This is a genomic window from Limnohabitans sp. Rim47 (assembly GCF_001517545.1).
GTDB lineage: Bacteria > Pseudomonadota > Gammaproteobacteria > Burkholderiales > Burkholderiaceae_C > Limnohabitans_A.
In genome coordinates, this window is sequence record NZ_FBYA01000001.1 from 389329 (window position 1) to 405204 (window position 15876).

A 15876-nucleotide genomic window follows, 5' to 3' on the forward strand; every position below is an offset into this window, starting at 1 on the left:
GTGGTTTCGGAGTCCCGCTTCGGCGGGGCTTTTTCTACCCTGCATCTATGGAGGCGACGACTATGAATTTAACCATCAGCGGACACCATCTGGAAGTGACCCCGGCCTTGCGTCAGTACGTCACGGGGAAGCTCGATCGCATCACGCGACATTTTGATCAGGTGGTCGATGTCAAAGTGCTGCTGACTGTCGAAAAGCAGAAAGAGAAAGAAAAACGCCAGCGGGCAGAATGCAATATCCATGTCAAAGGCAATGACTTGTTTGCAGAAAGCGCGCACGAAGATTTGTATGCCGCCGTTGATGAACTGGTCGACAAATTGGACCGCCAAGTGGTCAAACACAAAGACCGCATCACCGACCACCACCACAGTGCGCCCAAGCGCATGATGTGACCGGGTTAGTTTTTTGTACAAAGCGGGGCCACTTCAAGTGGCCCTTTTTCATGGCCGTGCTGTGTCCGCCATTGCCAGGCCATAAGACCCTTGACAGTCCGCCGGACACGTTAAAGACGGGGGTGCTCGCGCAAGGTGCATAATCCGGCCTCGACCATGAATCGCCTCTCCTCCATATTGCCTGTTGCCCAAGTTCTTGTCGGGGTGGAAGCCACCAGCAAGAAACGCGCATTCGAAGAAGCCGGACTTCTCTTTGAGAACCTGCATGGGCTTTCCCGCGCTTTGGTGACCGACAGCTTGTTTGCCCGTGAGCGACTGGGCTCGACAGGCTTAGGGCACGGCGTGGCCATTCCGCATGGCCGTATCAAGGGCTTGAAAGCCCCCATGGCCGCCGTCTTCCAGTTGGCCCAGCCGATTGGTTTTGATGCACCCGATGAGCAAGCTGTCAGCTTGTTGATTTTCTTGCTGGTCCCTGAGGCGGCTACCCAAAAGCATTTGGAAATCCTGTCAGAGATCGCCGAGTTGCTGAGTGACACAGCCCTTAGAGAAAACATCAAGAACAGCACGGTCCAGGAAAACTTGCACCAACTGATTGCCCAGTGGCAATCGGCCCAAACCGCCTGAGTGAGCGAAAGCCGGTGTTTTAGCGATGAAACCTTCCGTTATCAGCGCCGATGTCTTGTTCGAGGACCACCGCAGCAAGCTGAAGTGGCAGTGGGTTGCTGGCTTGGGGGCCTCAGAGCGCAGGTTTGACGAAGTCGCCGTGCGCGAAGCCCGATCCGGTGCAGATCTGGTGGGTTACCTCAATTACATTCACCCTTACCGGGTTCAAATTCTGGGTCCGCGTGAGGTGACTTACCTCAGCAATGACACGCCCGAAGACTGCGCTCGCAGGATCGCACGCATCGTCACGCTGGAGCCGCCTGTCTTGGTGTTGGCCGATGGCCAGGTTGCACCTGACGCCTTGTTGTCAATGTGCGAACGTGCCCAGATTCCGATGTTCTCGACCGATCAGTCGTCGGCGTTTGTCATTGATGTGTTGCGTGCTTATTTGTCCAAGCACTTTGCCGATCGCATCACCATGCACGGCGTGTTCATGGACATTTTGGGCATGGGCGTGTTGATCACAGGCGAGTCTGGGCTGGGCAAGAGCGAATTGGGCTTGGAGCTGATTTCTCGTGGCAATGGCTTGGTTGCTGACGACGCCGTTGATTTGTACCGCATCAACCAGACCACCATTGAGGCGCGGTGCCCTGACTTGTTGCAAAACCTGCTGGAGGTGCGTGGCATTGGCTTGCTCGATATTCGGGCCATTTTTGGTGAAACGGCGGTGCGCCGCAAGATGCGCCTGAAGCTCATTGTTCACTTGGTGCGCCGTGAAACGCTTGAGCGTGACTACGAACGCTTGCCTTCAGAACCCTTGGTGCAGGACGTGCTGGGCATTCCGGTGCGCAAAGTCGTGATTCAGGTGGTAGCGGGTCGCAACATCGCTGTGTTGGTGGAGGCGGCAGTGCGCAACACCATTTTGCACATGCGCGGTATTGACACCTACCAGGACTTTATCGATCGACAGCGGCGAGCCATGGAGTAAATGCCTCGCTTCAGCTCAACGCTGACGGTGGGGACAAGGGGTTTGCGTGCAGTGCGCATACAGACTCAAAGCGTGGTCTGCGATCACAAAACCCTTGGCTTCGGCCACGGCTTGCTGTCGGGCCTCGATTTCCGGGTCATAAAACTCTTCAACCCGACCGCAGTCCAGACACACCACATGGTCATGGTGCTGGCCTTCGTTGAGTTCATAAACCGCTTTGCCGCTTTCGAAGTGGTTGCGGCTCAAAATGCCGGCTTGCTCAAATTGAGTCAAAACCCGATACACCGTGGCCAAGCCAATGTCCGTATTTTCCAGCAGCAATTGGCGAAACACATCTTCAGCCGTCATGTGGCGCTGTGCGCCGCTTTGAAAAACTTCGAGAATTTTCAGGCGGGGCAGGGTGGCTTTTAGACCATTGTTTTTCAGTTCGTCGATTTGGGTCATGGTCAAGGGTATCTGGGTATGCAAAACCGGTACCGGCATGAAGCTGCCGCTACAATGACTCGATCATATCGGCCTGCCTTCAACCATGACAGCTTTCCTGACTTTTCCCTTGACAGGCAACCGCCTGGCCATGCTCTTTGTGTGCGCCAGTTTGGCGGGGTGCGCAAGCATGGCCAGCTTCACCGGCGACACGTTCAAGCCTTACGTGCCAGAGGTGGTGCAAGGCAATTTCGTTTCAAAAGAGCAGCGCCAGGCCCTGACCCCGGGCATGGCGCGGGCACAGGTTCGTGACATTTTGGGCACACCCTTGGTGACCAGTCTTTTTCACGCAGACCGCTGGGACTATGCTTTCAGCATTCGCCGTCAAGGTGTGCCTCCTCAGACTTTCCAGCTCACGGTGTTTTTCAAAGGCGATGTGCTGCAATCTATTGAAGGGGGCGACTTGCCCAGTGAGGCCGAGTTCGTGGAGCGCTTGGTCATTCAGCGCAAGGCCACCAGTGCGCCCAACTTGCAGGCCAGCGAAGAAGACCTGAAGAAGTTCCCTGTGCAAAAAGCACAAGGCGGTGCCGAGCGCGCAGCGCCGTTGCCCGCCAGTTACCCTCCCTTGGAGCCAACACCCCGCTAACGGGTGTCTGTTCGGGTCTTGTGCCCGATGGCGTGCGACCCTTTCATTTTGAACATGATATGACTCAATTGACCGATTTGCCCATCACCGTTGCCGGGGCTTCTGGCCGCATGGGGCATATGCTGATCGAAGCCATCATGGCCTCGGCCGACTGCCACTTGGCGGGTGCGCTCGACATCGCAGCCAGCCCTGCACTGGGCCTGGATGCCGCAGCCCCTTTGGGCAAATCCAGTGGCGTTCTGGTCACGTCGGACTTGCATGCTGGCTTGAAGAATGCGGCTTGTCTGATCGATTTCACACGCCCTGAAGGTACCTTGGCGCACCTGAAGGTTTGCCGAGAACTGGGTGTCAAAGCCGTGATCGGCACCACCGGTTTCACGGACGAGCAAAAAGCCGAAATCGCTGAAATTGCCAAAGACATTGCCATCGTGATGGCCCCTAATATGAGTGTGGGTGTCAACGTCACGCTCAAGCTGCTGCAAATGGCGGCGCAGGCCATGTCGACCGGCTACGACATCGAAATCATCGAAGCCCATCACCGCCACAAAGTGGACGCGCCATCGGGTACCGCCCTCAAAATGGGCGAAGTTATCGCCGAAGCCATGGGGCGCGACTTGAAAGACTGCGCGGTTTATGAGCGCTACGGCCACACGGGTGAGCGCGATCCGTCGAGTATCGGTTTTGCCACCATTCGGGGCGGCGACATCGTGGGCGATCACACGGTGTTGTTCGCGGGCATTGGCGAACGCATCGAAGTGACCCACAAATCCTCCAGTCGGTCCACCTACGCTCAGGGCAGCCTGCGCGCCGTGCGCTATTTGGCCACTCAACAGCGCGGCCTGTTCGACATGTTTGACGTGTTGAACCTGCGCTGACGTCCCCAAGCCCATTGCCATGAGCCTCAACGATTTTTTGCTGCACAGCGACCTCGTCAGCCGCGTGCTGGCCTTGGCCTTGTTGGTCTTGTCGGTGGGCAGCTGGGTGGTGATGGTTTGGAAATGGCGCTTGCTGTCGCGTGTTGGCCTGGACATGCGCCGCAGCATCGCGGCGTTTTGGCAAGCCACCGCCTTTGACGATGCCCGCCAGCGCGTGGTCCAGTTTGACCGCGATGCCTGCATCACCCCCTTGCTCGAAGCGACCTTGCTGCCCGTGGGCGGCACCCTGGCCACGGCCGGAGACCGCAGCCCCCAGCTGACGCGGGTGTTGCGCGATGCCCTTCATGGCGTGCTGCGGCGCTTGCAGTGGGGCCAGGTGTGGTTGGCCACGGCAGGGTCGATCTCGCCTTTTGTCGGACTTTTGGGCACGGTTTGGGGCATCTTCAATGCCTTGACGGGCATGGCCGAAGCCGGGCAGCTGACCATCGATAAAGTCGCTGGCCCGGTGGGCGAGGCCTTGATCATGACCGCCGCAGGCTTGGCGGTGGCCATCCCGGCGGTGCTGGGCTACAACGTGTTGGGCCGAAAAGTGAACCAGATTGAGGCCGACCTGGAAGGCTTTGCGCATGATCTGCTTGGCTTGCTGGCCGATCCACAGGACTGAGCCATGGCCTTCGGTCGCCTGGAATCGCGCCAACCGGCCGCCCCCATGAGCGAGATCAATGTCACCCCCATGGTCGACGTGATGCTGGTTTTGCTGGTCATTTTCATCCTCACCGCCCCCTTGATGACCAGCGCCATTCGACTGGACCTGCCCCAAAGCGAGGGCACTCAGGCCGGGGCTGCCCCGCTGGCCGTGATTTTGGTGGTCGATGCCCAAGGCACCTTGTTTTTGAACGACAAACCCATCACGCCAGAAGCCCTGCGTCAGCGCCTGTCAGAGGTGGCCAAGCACAACCCCCAAACCGAGCTGGAACTTCGCGCCGACCAATCGGTGCCTTATGGCCGGGTGGTCGAGGCCATGGGCTTGGCCCAAAAAGCCGGTCTGTCGCGCATCGGTTTTGTGGCGCAAACAGCCCCAGCGCTCGCCCGCTGACATTCTCCGGGGGAGACCGCCCCTCTACAATCGCAGGCTATGCAAGACAAGTACAACCACCTCGAAGTCGAACCCGCAGCACAGTCCCGCTGGACGGCCCGCGATGCCTACCGCGTCACCGAAGACGCAAGCAAAAAGAAGTTCTACGCCTGCTCCATGCTGCCCTACCCCAGCGGCAAGCTGCACATGGGCCATGTGCGCAACTACACCATCAACGACATGCTCACGCGCAGCCTGCGCATGAAGGGCTACAACGTCTTGATGCCCATGGGCTGGGACGCTTTTGGCCTGCCTGCCGAAAACGCGGCCTTGAAAAACGGCGTGCCGCCGGCCAAGTGGACGCACGAAAACATCGCTTACATGAAAAAGCAGATGCAGGCGATGGGTTTGGCGGTGGACTGGTCGCGCGAAGTGGCCACCTGCGACCCTACCTACTACAAATGGAACCAGTGGTTGTTCCTCAAGATGCTCGAAAAAGGCATCGCTTACCGCAAGACCCAAGTCGTCAACTGGGACCCGGTGGACCAGACCGTGCTGGCCAACGAACAGGTCATCGACGGCAAAGGCTGGCGCACCGGTGCCCCGGTTGAAAAGCGTGAGATTCCGGGCTATTACCTGAACATCACGTCTTACGCTCAAGAGTTGCTGGACCATGTGCAGATCGGCAACGACAAGGCCACGCTGAACGGCTGGCCTGACAAAGTGCGCTTGATGCAGGAAAACTGGATCGGCAAGAGCGAAGGCGTGCGCTTTGCGTTCCCCCACGACATCCGCGATGCCTCTGGCGAGTTGATTGGCGACGGCAAGATGTACGTCTTCACCACCCGCGCTGACACCATCATGGGCGTGACCTTTTGCGCGGTGGCGGCCGAGCACCCGCTGGCGCTGCATGCGGCCGCAAGCAACCCTGCGTTGGCGGCGTTTTTGGAAGAGTGCAAGAGCGGTGGCACCACCGAAGCCGAGCTGGCCACGCAAGAGAAAAAGGGCATGGCCACTGGCCTGTTTGTCACGCACCCATTGACCGGTGCGCAGGTTGAGGTGTGGGTGGGCAACTACGTGCTGATCAGCTACGGCGACGGTGCGGTGATGGGCGTGCCTGCGCATGACGAGCGTGATTTTGCGTTTGCCTTGAAATACGCCTTGCCGATTCGACAGGTCGTGGGCTTGGTGCCGGCTGCCTCAGCCGACGCGCGTGTGTTTGATGCGACCGCATGGTCCGAGTGGTATGCCACCAAAGACGGTGTGTGTGTCAACTCCGGTGAACTCGACGGCCTGGCCCAAAAAGCCGCTGTCAACAAAGTGGCCGAGCTGCTGGCTGCCAAAACCCACAACGGGGTGAGCCTGGGCGAGAAAAAAATCACCTGGCGTTTGCGTGACTGGGGCGTGAGCCGCCAGCGCTATTGGGGCACGCCGATCCCGATCATCCATTGCGACGAGCACGGTGCCGTGCCCGTGCCCGAAAAAGACCTGCCCGTGGTCTTGCCGCAAGACTGCATCCCTGATGGCTCAGGCAACCCCTTGCACAAGCATGAAGGTTTTCACGCGGGCGTGACCTGCCCGGTGTGCGGCAAACCCGCCCGCCGCGAGACCGACACCATGGACACCTTTGTGGACTCGTCTTGGTACTTCATGCGCTATTGCGACCCGAAGAACACCGAAAAAATGGTGGCTGGCGGCACCGACTACTGGATGCGGGACCAGCACAAGGCCACTGGCGGCAGCGGCATGGACCAGTACATTGGCGGCATCGAGCACGCGATCTTGCACCTGCTTTATGCCCGCTTTTGGACCAAGGTCATGCGTGATCTGGGGTTGGTCAAGGTCGATGAGCCCTTCACCAAACTGCTGACGCAGGGCATGGTGCTCAACCACATCTATTCGCGCCGCACCGCCAAAGGGGGCAAAGATTATTTCTGGCCGCACGACGTGGAGCATGTGCTCGACGACACCGGCAAAGTCGTCGGTGCCAAGCTCAAGAATGAAGCCGACAGCGGCGATGGCAAGTTGCCCGTGGGCACCGCCATCGACTACGAGGGCGTGGGCACCATGTCCAAGTCCAAAAACAACGGCGTGGACCCGCAAGACCTGATCGAAAAATACGGCGCTGATACGGCGCGTCTGTACACCATGTTCACTGCGCCGCCCGAGGTCACTTTGGAGTGGAATGACTCGGCCGTGGAGGGCAGCTACCGCTTTTTGCGCCGGGTCTGGAACTTCGCGTTCAAGCACCACGAGCTGCTGCGCACCGCTTCGGGCCAGGACCTGAGCCAAGCGGCTTTGGGCGATTCGGCGAAGACCTTGCGCCGCGAAATGCACCTGGTGCTCAAGCAAGTGGGCTACGACTACGAGCGCATGCAATACAACACCGTGGTGTCCGGTTGCATGAAGCTGTTGAACGCGTTGGAAGACTTCAAGCCCGATGGCAGCGCGGGTGACACTGCCGCCCTGTGTGAAGGCGTGTCGCTTTTGACGCGCATGCTCTACCCTGCCTGCCCGCACATCACGGACGAGGTCTGGCAGCAGCTGGGTTATGCCAAGGCCGTGGGCGAGTTGCTGGATGCTCCGTGGCCCATCGTGGACGAGTCGGCACTTGAGCGCGATCAGATCGAGCTGATGCTGCAAATTAACGGCAAGTTGCGTGGGGCCATCTTGGTGCCTGCTGCGGCAGACAAGGCGCAGATCGAAGCTGCCGCACTGGCCAGTGAGGCGTTTGTCAAGCAAGCCGAAGGTGCTGCACCCAAAAAGGTCATCGTGGTGCCTGGCCGCTTGGTCAACGTGGTGATCTGAGAACGCGCCCGATGACACCCTCACGCCGACTCTTTTTGACCGCTTTGGGCTTGGGCACCGTGCCTGTGTGGCTCGCCGGCTGTGGGTTTCAGCTGCGGCAAGCCCAGGACTTTGCGTTCAAAACCCTGTATGCCAATTTCTCGACCACATCGCCTTTGGGTGTGGAACTGCGCCGCAATTTACTGGGCTCAGGCCGTATTCAGTTAGGGACCGATCCCAAGCAGATGCTCAAGGCCGATGCGATTCTTGACATTCTGAGCGAAGAGCGCCAGCAGGTGGCCGTGGGCGTGAGCGCGACAGGCCAAGTGCGCGAGCTGCAATTGCGGCTGCGAGTGCGCTTTCGCCTGCGCACGCCACAGGGTGTGGAGTTGATCGAGTCGGTGGAGTTGTTTCAGCAACGTGACTTGAGCTTTAACGAAACTGCGGCGCTGTCCAAAGAAATCGAGATCGGCATTTTGTACCGTGACATGCAGACCGACATCGTGCAGCAGATCATGCGCCGCTTGTCGGCCGTCAAGCCGCGCAATACACCGCAACCTGCCTGAACGCGCCCATGCAATTGGCTCTTCCACAGTTGGCGGCACACCTGCAAAAGGGCTTGCGCAGCCTGTATGTTTTGCATGGCGACGAGGCCTTGCTGATCCAGGAGGCGGCCGACGCCATTCGCGCCACCGCCCGCGCCCAGGGCTACACCGAGCGCAGCGTGCACACCGTCTCGGGGGCGCATTTTGACTGGAGCGAAGTGCTGGCCGCAGGCGGCTCTCTCAGCCTGTTTGCCGACAAACAAATCGTGGAAGTGCGCGTGCCCTCTGGCAAGCCAGGCAAGGAAGGCAGCACGGCCATTCAGCAACTGGCCTTGTCTGCCCAAGGCAATGACACGACCTTGACCTTGTTTTTGTTGCCGCGCCTGGACGCGGCCACCCGCAAAGGGGCTTGGTTTGCCGCGCTGGAAAATGGGGGCGTTTCGATTCAGGTCGATCCAGTTGACCGCATTGCCTTGCCTCAATGGATCGCGCAGCGCCTGCAACAGCAAGGCCAGCGCGTGGTGGCGGGCGAAGAAGGTCAGCGCACCTTGCAGTTTTTTGCCGACTGCGTAGAAGGCAACCTGCTGGCGGCACACCAAGAGATTCAAAAACTCGGGTTGCTCCACCCGCCAGGCGAACTCAGCCAGGAACAGGTGGCGTCGGCGGTGGTCAATGTGGCCCGTTACGACGTGTTCAAGTTATCAGAGGCCGTGTTGTCGGGGCAGGTGGCGCGGGTGCAGCGCATGCTCGACGGTCTGCAGGCCGAAGGCGAGGCCGCTGTGTTGGTGCACTACACGCTGGCCGAAGACATCCGCGCCTTGAAACGTGTCAAAGACGCCATCGCCAGCGGCAAGCCCATGCCCTTGGCCTTGCGCGAACAGCGTGTGTGGGGCCCGCGTGAACGCCTGTTTGAACGCGTGTTGCCCCGCATGACCGAAGCCCGTCTGAATGGCTTGCTGCAAGCGGCGCACCAGGTGGATGGCATCGTCAAGGGTCTGAAAGTGCCTGAATGGCCCACCGACGGCTGGCAGGCACTGCAGCGGCTGGCCATGCGCTTCTCGCGCTTTTGCATCGTCCGTTGATTCGGCCCGCCGCGGCCGTGCCCGGCCTGTCCTTGTCATGCCCGGCTTGACCGGGTATCCATCACGGCCGAAGGCATTGACCCTCAATCGAGTCGCGGGTGACGGCTCTACTGAGCGCGAGCCCCTTGCTCGCGAATGTGTGCAGTTCCATTACAGCCATTCGGCCGCTGGGGCAGCCTCCCACAAAAACCCGGTCCGCATCTGCGAAAATGTTTGAATGACTGAATTGAACACCGCCGCACACGTCCAAGCATTGGGCCAACAGGCCAAAAATGCTTCGGCCATGATGGCCAAGGCATCGGCTGCTACCAAAAACAAGGCTTTGCGCCATTTGGCTGCCTTGTTGCGCGAGAACACCGACGCTTTGCAGCTGGACAACGCCAAAGACCTGGAGCGCGCCCGCGCTGCCGGGCTGGCCGAACCGATGGTGGACCGCCTGAAACTCACGCCCAAAGTGCTGGAAACTTGTGCGCAAGGCTGCGAGCAGTTGGCGGCCATGCCCGACGTGATCGGCGAGATCATTGGCATGAAGCAAGTGCCCAGCGGCATCCGTGTGGGCCAGATGCGTGTGCCGATTGGCGTGTTTGGCATGATCTTCGAAAGCCGTCCGAATGTGACCATCGAAGCGGCCAGCCTGTCTATCAAAAGCGGCAACGCCTGCATCTTGCGTGGTGGCTCAGAAGCCATCGAGTCGAACAAGGCCTTGGCCAAGCTGGTGCAGCAGGCGCTCACCGACAGCGGTTTGCCCATCGACGCGGTGCAACTGGTGCAAACCACCGACCGCGCCGCCGTGGGCCAGCTGATCACCATGCCACAGTTTGTGGATGTGATCATTCCACGCGGCGGTAAGGGCCTGATTGAGCGCATCAGCGCCGAGGCCAAGGTGCCCGTCATCAAGCACCTGGACGGCAATTGCCACACTTATGTGGACGATCCGTGCGACATCGACATGGCCGTTAAGGTGGCTGACAACGCCAAAACCAACAAATACAGTCCCTGCAATGCCAGCGAAGGCTTGCTGGTGGCACAGGGCGTGGCCGCCGAGTTTTTGCCCAGAATCGGTGCCATTTATGCTGTCAAAGGCGTCGAGATGCGTTGCTGCCCCAAGGCCAAGGCCATTCTGAGTCAAGTTGACGGCGCTCAATTGAAGGATGCCACCGAGAAGGATTGGTTCGAGGAATACCTCGCACCCATCATCAGCATCAAGGTGGTTGACGGGGTGGATGAGGCGATTGCCCACATCAATCACTACAGCAGTCACCACACCGATGCCATCCTGACGCGTGACCACATGCACGCCCAGCGCTTTTTGCGCGAGGTGGACTCGGCCAGCGTCATGGTCAACACCAGCACCCGTTTTGCCGATGGTTTTGAGTTTGGTTTGGGTGCCGAGATCGGTATCAGCACCGACAAGTTCCACGCCCGGGGCCCGGTCGGCATCGAAGGGCTGACGTCGCTCAAATATGTGGTGTTGGGTGAAGGCGAAGTCCGCACCTGATCTGTTTGTCTTGGGTGGCCGGGTTCACATGCCCTTGGCTTCTGTCGGGTCAGTGCTTGCAAACGCGCTGACTGGCCCCATATGATTATCTTGTTTTTGTCGTTTCAGCCCCATAAAGGTCGCCCATGGTTCCCCATCTTGTCACTGCCCTGACCGGCCCTATTAATGAGCTGGAGCAGCGCATCCTCGACTCCATGCCCGCAATTGAACGCTGGTTTCGTCTGGAATGGATGGAGCACACACCGCCGTTTTACACCTCGGTTGACATTCGCAACGCGGGCTTCAAGCTGGCCCCGGTGGACACCAACCTTTACCCCGGCGGCTGGAACAACCTGACGCCTGAAATGCTGCCTTTGGCCGTGCAGGCAGCCCAGGCAGCGATCGAAAAGATCTGCCCCGAGGCCAAAAACCTGCTGATCATTCCCGAGAACCACACGCGCAACACCTTTTATTTGACGAATGTGGTGCAGTTGCAGCGCATCTTTCACATGGCGGGGTTGAACGTGCGCATCGGCTCGATCAACCCTGAGATCAAGGAACCGACCACCATCGAGCTGCCCAACGGCGAAAGCGTCACCTTGGAGCCGGTGGTGCGCAGCAAGCACCGTCTGGGCCTGAAAGACTTCGATCCCTGCACCATCTTGCTTAACAACGACTTGTCGGCGGGTGCCCCGGGCATTCTGGAAGACCTGCACGAGCAATACCTGCTGCCACCGCTGCACGCAGGCTGGAGCGTGCGCCGCAAAACCAAGCATTTTCAGAACTACGAAGAAGTGGCCAAGCGTTTTGGCAAGCTGTTGGGCATCGACCCCTGGCTCATCAACCCGATGTTCAGCCAGTGCGGCGACGTGAACTTTGCCGAAGGCACGGGCATGGAATGCCTGCGCAGCAACGTGGACGCGCTGCTGACCAAAATCAAGCGCAAATACAAGGAATACGGCATCAACGAGAAGCCGTTTGTGGTGGTCAAGGCCGACAACGGCACTTACGGCATGGGCATCATGACCGTGCGCGATGTGGCCGACCTGGACGCTCTGAACCGCAAGACCCGCAACAAGATGAACGTCATCAAGGACGGCCAGACCGTGAATGATGTGATCATCCAAGAGGGCGTGCTGACCAACGAACGCATCAACGACGCGGTGGCCGAGCCGGTGGTCTACATGATGGACCGCTATGTAGTGGGTGGTTTTTACCGCGTGCACGCCGAGCGCGGTGTGGACGAGAACCTGAATGCACCCGGCGCCAGTTTTGTGCCACTGGCCTTCGCCGATACCCCGCACTTGCCCCAGCCCGGCGTCAAACCGGGTGCCAGCGTGCCCAATCGCTTCTATATGTATGGCGTGATTGGCCGCTTGGCCATGCTGGCGGCCAGTTACGAGCTGGAAGCGACCGACCCCGAAGCCGAGGTTTACGACTAAAGTTGCTGCACCGCAACAAAATCCCCAAAAGGACGGTGACACGGGGCTGAAATCAGGCGCAAAATAGCCGACTTGTTTCTTATCCGGCTTGACGCAGGTCAGGTCCTAGCCCGTGTCTTCCAACCGTTCTTCACTCGTCGCATTGACTTTGGGCGCCATTGGCGTGGTTTATGGCGACATCGGCACCAGCGTGCTGTATGCGATGAAAGAGGTTTTTGGCTCCGGCCATGTGCCTTTCACGCCGGGCAATGTCTATGGCATTCTTTCAATCTTTTTCTGGACCCTGACCACCATCGTGTCGGTCAAGTACGTGGTGTTGGTGCTGCGTGCCGACAACCATGGTGAGGGCGGTTTGGTGGCCATGCTGGCGCTGGCCTCGCAATCGGTCAAAGACCGACCCCAGTTGCGTAAAGTCTTGCTGGTGGTCGGCATCTTTGGCACCTGCCTGTTTTATGGCGATGGCGTCATCACCCCGGCCATCTCGGTGCTCTCGGCGGTGGAAGGCCTGGAGATCATCTCGCCAGCCTTCAAAAAATCAGTGATTCCGCTGACCTTGGTGATCCTGTTCCTGCTGTTTTGGGTGCAAAAGCGCGGCACGGCAGGCATCGGCAAGTTCTTTGGCCCCATCACCTTGGTTTGGTTTGTCGCCATCGCGGTGCTGGGGGTCTCCCACATTGTTCAGCGCCCTGAAATCCTGTTCGCCATCAGCCCGCATTACGCCTTGAGCTTCATGTGGCACGAGCCGGGCACCACGTTCATCATCTTGGGTGCGGTGGTCTTGTGCGTCACAGGCGGCGAGGCCTTGTATGCCGACATGGGCCACTTTGGCAAAAAGCCGATCCGCCTGGCCTGGTTCAGCGTGGTCATGCCCTGTCTCGTGTTGAATTATTTTGGTCAAGGTGCCTTGTTGCTGTCTGAGCCCGAGGCCGTGAAAAATCCGTTTTACATGATGGCCCCTGACTGGGCGCTGGTGCCGCTGGTCGGCTTGGCCACCATGGCCACGGTCATCGCCTCGCAGGCATTGATTTCAGGCGCTTTCAGCGTGACCAAACAAGTGATTCAGCTGGGGTATTTGCCACGCTTGCAGGTCATGCACACCAGCGAAACAGACACGGGCCAAATCTACATGCCCTTTGTGAACTGGGGCCTGTTTGTGGCCATCGTTTTGGCGGTGATCATGTTCAAGTCGTCCAGCAACCTGGCGGCGGCCTACGGCATCGCCGTGTGCACCGACATGCTGATCACCACGGTGCTCACCTTCTTTGTGATCCGTTACGCCTGGAAGCTGCCATTGGCGCTGTGCATCGGTGCGACGGGTTTCTTTTTTGTGGTCGATCTGGCGTTTTGGGCGTCCAACCTGCTCAAGCTGTTTGACGGCGGCTGGTTCCCCTTGCTCATTGGTGCGGCGGTTTTCACCCTCATGCTGACCTGGCACGATGGCCGCCGCTTGCTCAACGACTCCTTGCGTTCGGATGCGCTGAAGCTGAACGATTTTCTGGAAGCGGTTTTCATCGCGCCGCCCACCCGCGTGGAAGGCACAGCCGTGTTTTTGACGGCCGAAACAGGTGCGGTGCCCAACGCGCTGCTGCACAACCTCAAACACAACAAGGTGCTGCACGCGCAAAACCTGTTTGTCACGGTGCGCAGCCACGAAATTCCGCGCATGGAAGCAGGCAAACGCCTCGAAATTGAGTCGCTGGGCCACGACTGCTGGCAGGTGATTGTCAATTACGGCTTCAAGGACAACCCTGATTTGCCATCGGCCCTGTCTGCCATCGAGGGCGAGGGCTGCAAGCTCGACCCGATGATGACCAGTTATTTCCTGTCACGCGATATCGTGATTCCTACCATTGGTGGCGGCATGGCCACGTGGCGCGAAAAACTCTTTGCCCAGATGCACCACAACGCCAGCGCAGCAGCCGAGTTTTTGAACCTACCCACCAATGCCGTGGTCGAATTGGGCTCAAAAATCGAAATTTGAGCGCAAGCAGCGGCCTTGGCGGTGTGCGGTGTGTGGATACCCCAAGCACCGCCGTGTTGAATACAAGAGGGGAGTGCCATGCAGCGGTCTTTGCATTTAGCCCATCAATTCACGCGACGTGTGGCGTTTGGCCTGCCGCACGATGCAGCCATGCCGGATGACCCTTTGGCATGGGCAAAAGCCCAGTTGAAACGTGTGCCACCGATGGACATTCTGGAGCGGGATGGCACACGGCGCACCGATCTGCCCGATTGGGTCCAATTGCTTTGGCGCATGGACGATGTGATGCAGGCGTTTGAAAAGCACCGTCGACTCGAAGCCGAATCTTTTGACAAGGCCAAGCGCATGTCCAAAGAGCAGTACGAAGCCGAGCGCAAGCGCGATATTGGGACACCCTATTGGCAGATGGAGCACTGGAAAGAAGTCCAAGCCCGCGCGACCACCGCCTTGTATGGCCAAGCACCTGTCTTTGAAAGGTTTTGGCATTTTTGGTCCAACCACTTCATGGTGGCGCCAGGCAACCAGAACAACGACACTTTGGTGGGGCCTTTCCAACGCAGTCTGCGAGAAAAAATGACGGGGGACTTTCAGGCCCTGCTTTGGCATGCCACGACCCATCCCGGCATGTTGGTCTATCTGGACAACAACACCAACACGGGGCCCCGTTCGCGTGCTGCTCGCGAAAAATGGACCACCCACAGCATCAACGAAAACCTGGGGCGTGAACTGTTGGAACTGTTCACATTGAGCCCAGAGAGCGGCTATACCCAAAAAGATGTGGAGGCGGTCACCCTGATATTGACCGGGTGGCGCGACATGCGGCCAGACAAGCACCACAAGGCTGGAGTCCCGCTGGGTACATTTTTTGATTTCAATCACCATGAACCGGGCTCTCAAGTGGTGATGGGAAAAACCTACTCGGCCGTGTTCCGCCCATCAGCCAAGTTGGAAGATTTGATTGCTGACTTGGCCGTCCATCCGGCAACGGCAAGGCATTTGGCCCGGAAGATGTGTGTTTATTTTCTTGACGACGACCCACCTGCTGCGGCGATTCGCCACGTTGAGCAAGTTTTCTTGCAAACCAAAGGGCATCTGCCTGCCGTTCACGATGCCGTGCTCGAGATGTGTTGGGCGCACTTGGAGACCACGCGCAAATTTTTGTCGCCAGAAACATGGCTTTTACAGACCTGGAATTTGATGGGCGTTACCCCACCCAGAACAGCTCCGTTGGATGACCGAGGCGGTCTCAAAACTCAAAATGTTTTGGGCGACTTGGGGCAACCATTGCCACGTTGCCCACAACCCAACGGGTGGCCTATTCGGTCGAGCGACTGGATCTCCAAGGAAATGCTGGACCGTCGGGTGCGCTTCATGTCAGTGGTCACCAGGGATTGGTTGCAACAGGCGGCACAACCCCGTCAAACCCTGAATCAATTGTGCGAAAAGCATTTCTCACCTGACAACCCAGAGCTCGCTTTGATTCAAAACGTCATAGCCAAAGGCGATGTGCGCTCTGCACACACCTTGTTCCACGCCAGCCCCACACTGCTTTGGAGTTGA

At 58.7% G+C, this 15876-nt stretch carries 15 protein-coding genes; 14 read left to right on the top strand and 1 reads right to left on the bottom strand.

The genetic code is table 11. The features are described 5' to 3' along the window. The first annotated feature begins 62 nt into the window (after positions 1-62). From hpf to hprK, 3 genes are all read left to right on the top strand, one after another. The gene (hpf, locus tag BN3544_RS01750; RefSeq protein WP_019429675.1) at positions 63-392 is read left to right on the top strand and encodes a ribosome hibernation-promoting factor, HPF/YfiA family; all 330 of its coding nucleotides are present in this window, start codon (positions 63-65) and stop codon (positions 390-392) included. Between the two features lie 156 nt (positions 393-548). Beyond that, the gene (locus BN3544_RS01755) at positions 549-1016 is read left to right on the top strand and encodes a PTS sugar transporter subunit IIA (protein WP_026036596.1); all 468 of its coding nucleotides are present in this window, start codon (positions 549-551) and stop codon (positions 1014-1016) included. A gap of 25 nt (positions 1017-1041) precedes the next feature. Beyond that, on the top strand, positions 1042-1983 hold the full coding sequence (gene hprK, locus BN3544_RS01760; protein WP_019429673.1) for an HPr(Ser) kinase/phosphatase: 942 nt from the start codon (positions 1042-1044) through the stop codon (positions 1981-1983). 15 nt (positions 1984-1998) lie between these two features. On the opposite strand, the gene fur is transcribed toward hprK, so the two are convergent. Next, complete coding sequence (fur, locus tag BN3544_RS01765; RefSeq protein WP_019429672.1) at positions 1999-2427, bottom strand: ferric iron uptake transcriptional regulator; 429 nt, start codon at positions 2425-2427, stop codon at positions 1999-2001. A gap of 85 nt (positions 2428-2512) precedes the next feature. On the opposite strand from fur, the gene BN3544_RS01770 reads away from it, so the two are divergent. The 11 genes from BN3544_RS01770 (at position 2513) to BN3544_RS01820 (ending at position 15876) form a co-directional block, all read left to right on the top strand. Further along, the gene (locus tag BN3544_RS01770) at positions 2513-3052 is read left to right on the top strand and encodes an outer membrane protein assembly factor BamE (protein ID WP_019429671.1); all 540 of its coding nucleotides are present in this window, start codon (positions 2513-2515) and stop codon (positions 3050-3052) included. Between the two features lie 59 nt (positions 3053-3111). Next, positions 3112-3927: a 4-hydroxy-tetrahydrodipicolinate reductase gene (gene dapB, locus BN3544_RS01775; RefSeq protein WP_019429670.1), complete on the top strand. Its 816-nt coding sequence runs from the start codon at positions 3112-3114 to the stop codon at positions 3925-3927. A 19-nt stretch (positions 3928-3946) separates the two neighbouring features. Then, complete coding sequence (locus BN3544_RS01780; RefSeq protein ID WP_019429669.1) at positions 3947-4591, top strand: MotA/TolQ/ExbB proton channel family protein; 645 nt, start codon at positions 3947-3949, stop codon at positions 4589-4591. A gap of 3 nt (positions 4592-4594) precedes the next feature. Beyond that, the gene (locus tag BN3544_RS01785; RefSeq protein ID WP_019429668.1) at positions 4595-5023 is read left to right on the top strand and encodes an ExbD/TolR family protein; all 429 of its coding nucleotides are present in this window, start codon (positions 4595-4597) and stop codon (positions 5021-5023) included. A gap of 39 nt (positions 5024-5062) precedes the next feature. Then, on the top strand, positions 5063-7810 hold the full coding sequence (gene leuS / locus BN3544_RS01790; RefSeq protein ID WP_019429667.1) for a leucine--tRNA ligase: 2748 nt from the start codon (positions 5063-5065) through the stop codon (positions 7808-7810). An 11-nt stretch (positions 7811-7821) separates the two neighbouring features. Beyond that, positions 7822-8355, top strand: a complete 534-nt coding sequence (gene lptE / locus BN3544_RS01795) for an LPS-assembly lipoprotein LptE (protein WP_019429666.1) — start codon at positions 7822-7824, stop codon at positions 8353-8355. 8 nt (positions 8356-8363) lie between these two features. Next, a complete protein-coding gene (gene holA / locus BN3544_RS01800) occupies positions 8364-9416 on the top strand; it encodes a DNA polymerase III subunit delta (RefSeq protein WP_019429665.1) in 1053 nt (350 codons plus the stop codon). A 217-nt stretch (positions 9417-9633) separates the two neighbouring features. Further along, a complete protein-coding gene (locus BN3544_RS01805) occupies positions 9634-10914 on the top strand; it encodes a glutamate-5-semialdehyde dehydrogenase (protein ID WP_019429664.1) in 1281 nt (426 codons plus the stop codon). Positions 10915-11039: 125 nt separating this feature from the next. Further along, on the top strand, positions 11040-12335 hold the full coding sequence (gene gshA, locus BN3544_RS01810) for a glutamate--cysteine ligase (protein ID WP_026036594.1): 1296 nt from the start codon (positions 11040-11042) through the stop codon (positions 12333-12335). A 112-nt stretch (positions 12336-12447) separates the two neighbouring features. Further along, positions 12448-14316 (top strand): potassium transporter Kup, encoded by a 1869-nt coding sequence (locus tag BN3544_RS01815; RefSeq protein ID WP_026036593.1) that lies wholly within the window; start codon positions 12448-12450, stop codon positions 14314-14316. A gap of 78 nt (positions 14317-14394) precedes the next feature. Next, positions 14395-15876: a DUF1800 family protein gene (locus BN3544_RS01820; RefSeq protein ID WP_019429661.1), complete on the top strand. Its 1482-nt coding sequence runs from the start codon at positions 14395-14397 to the stop codon at positions 15874-15876.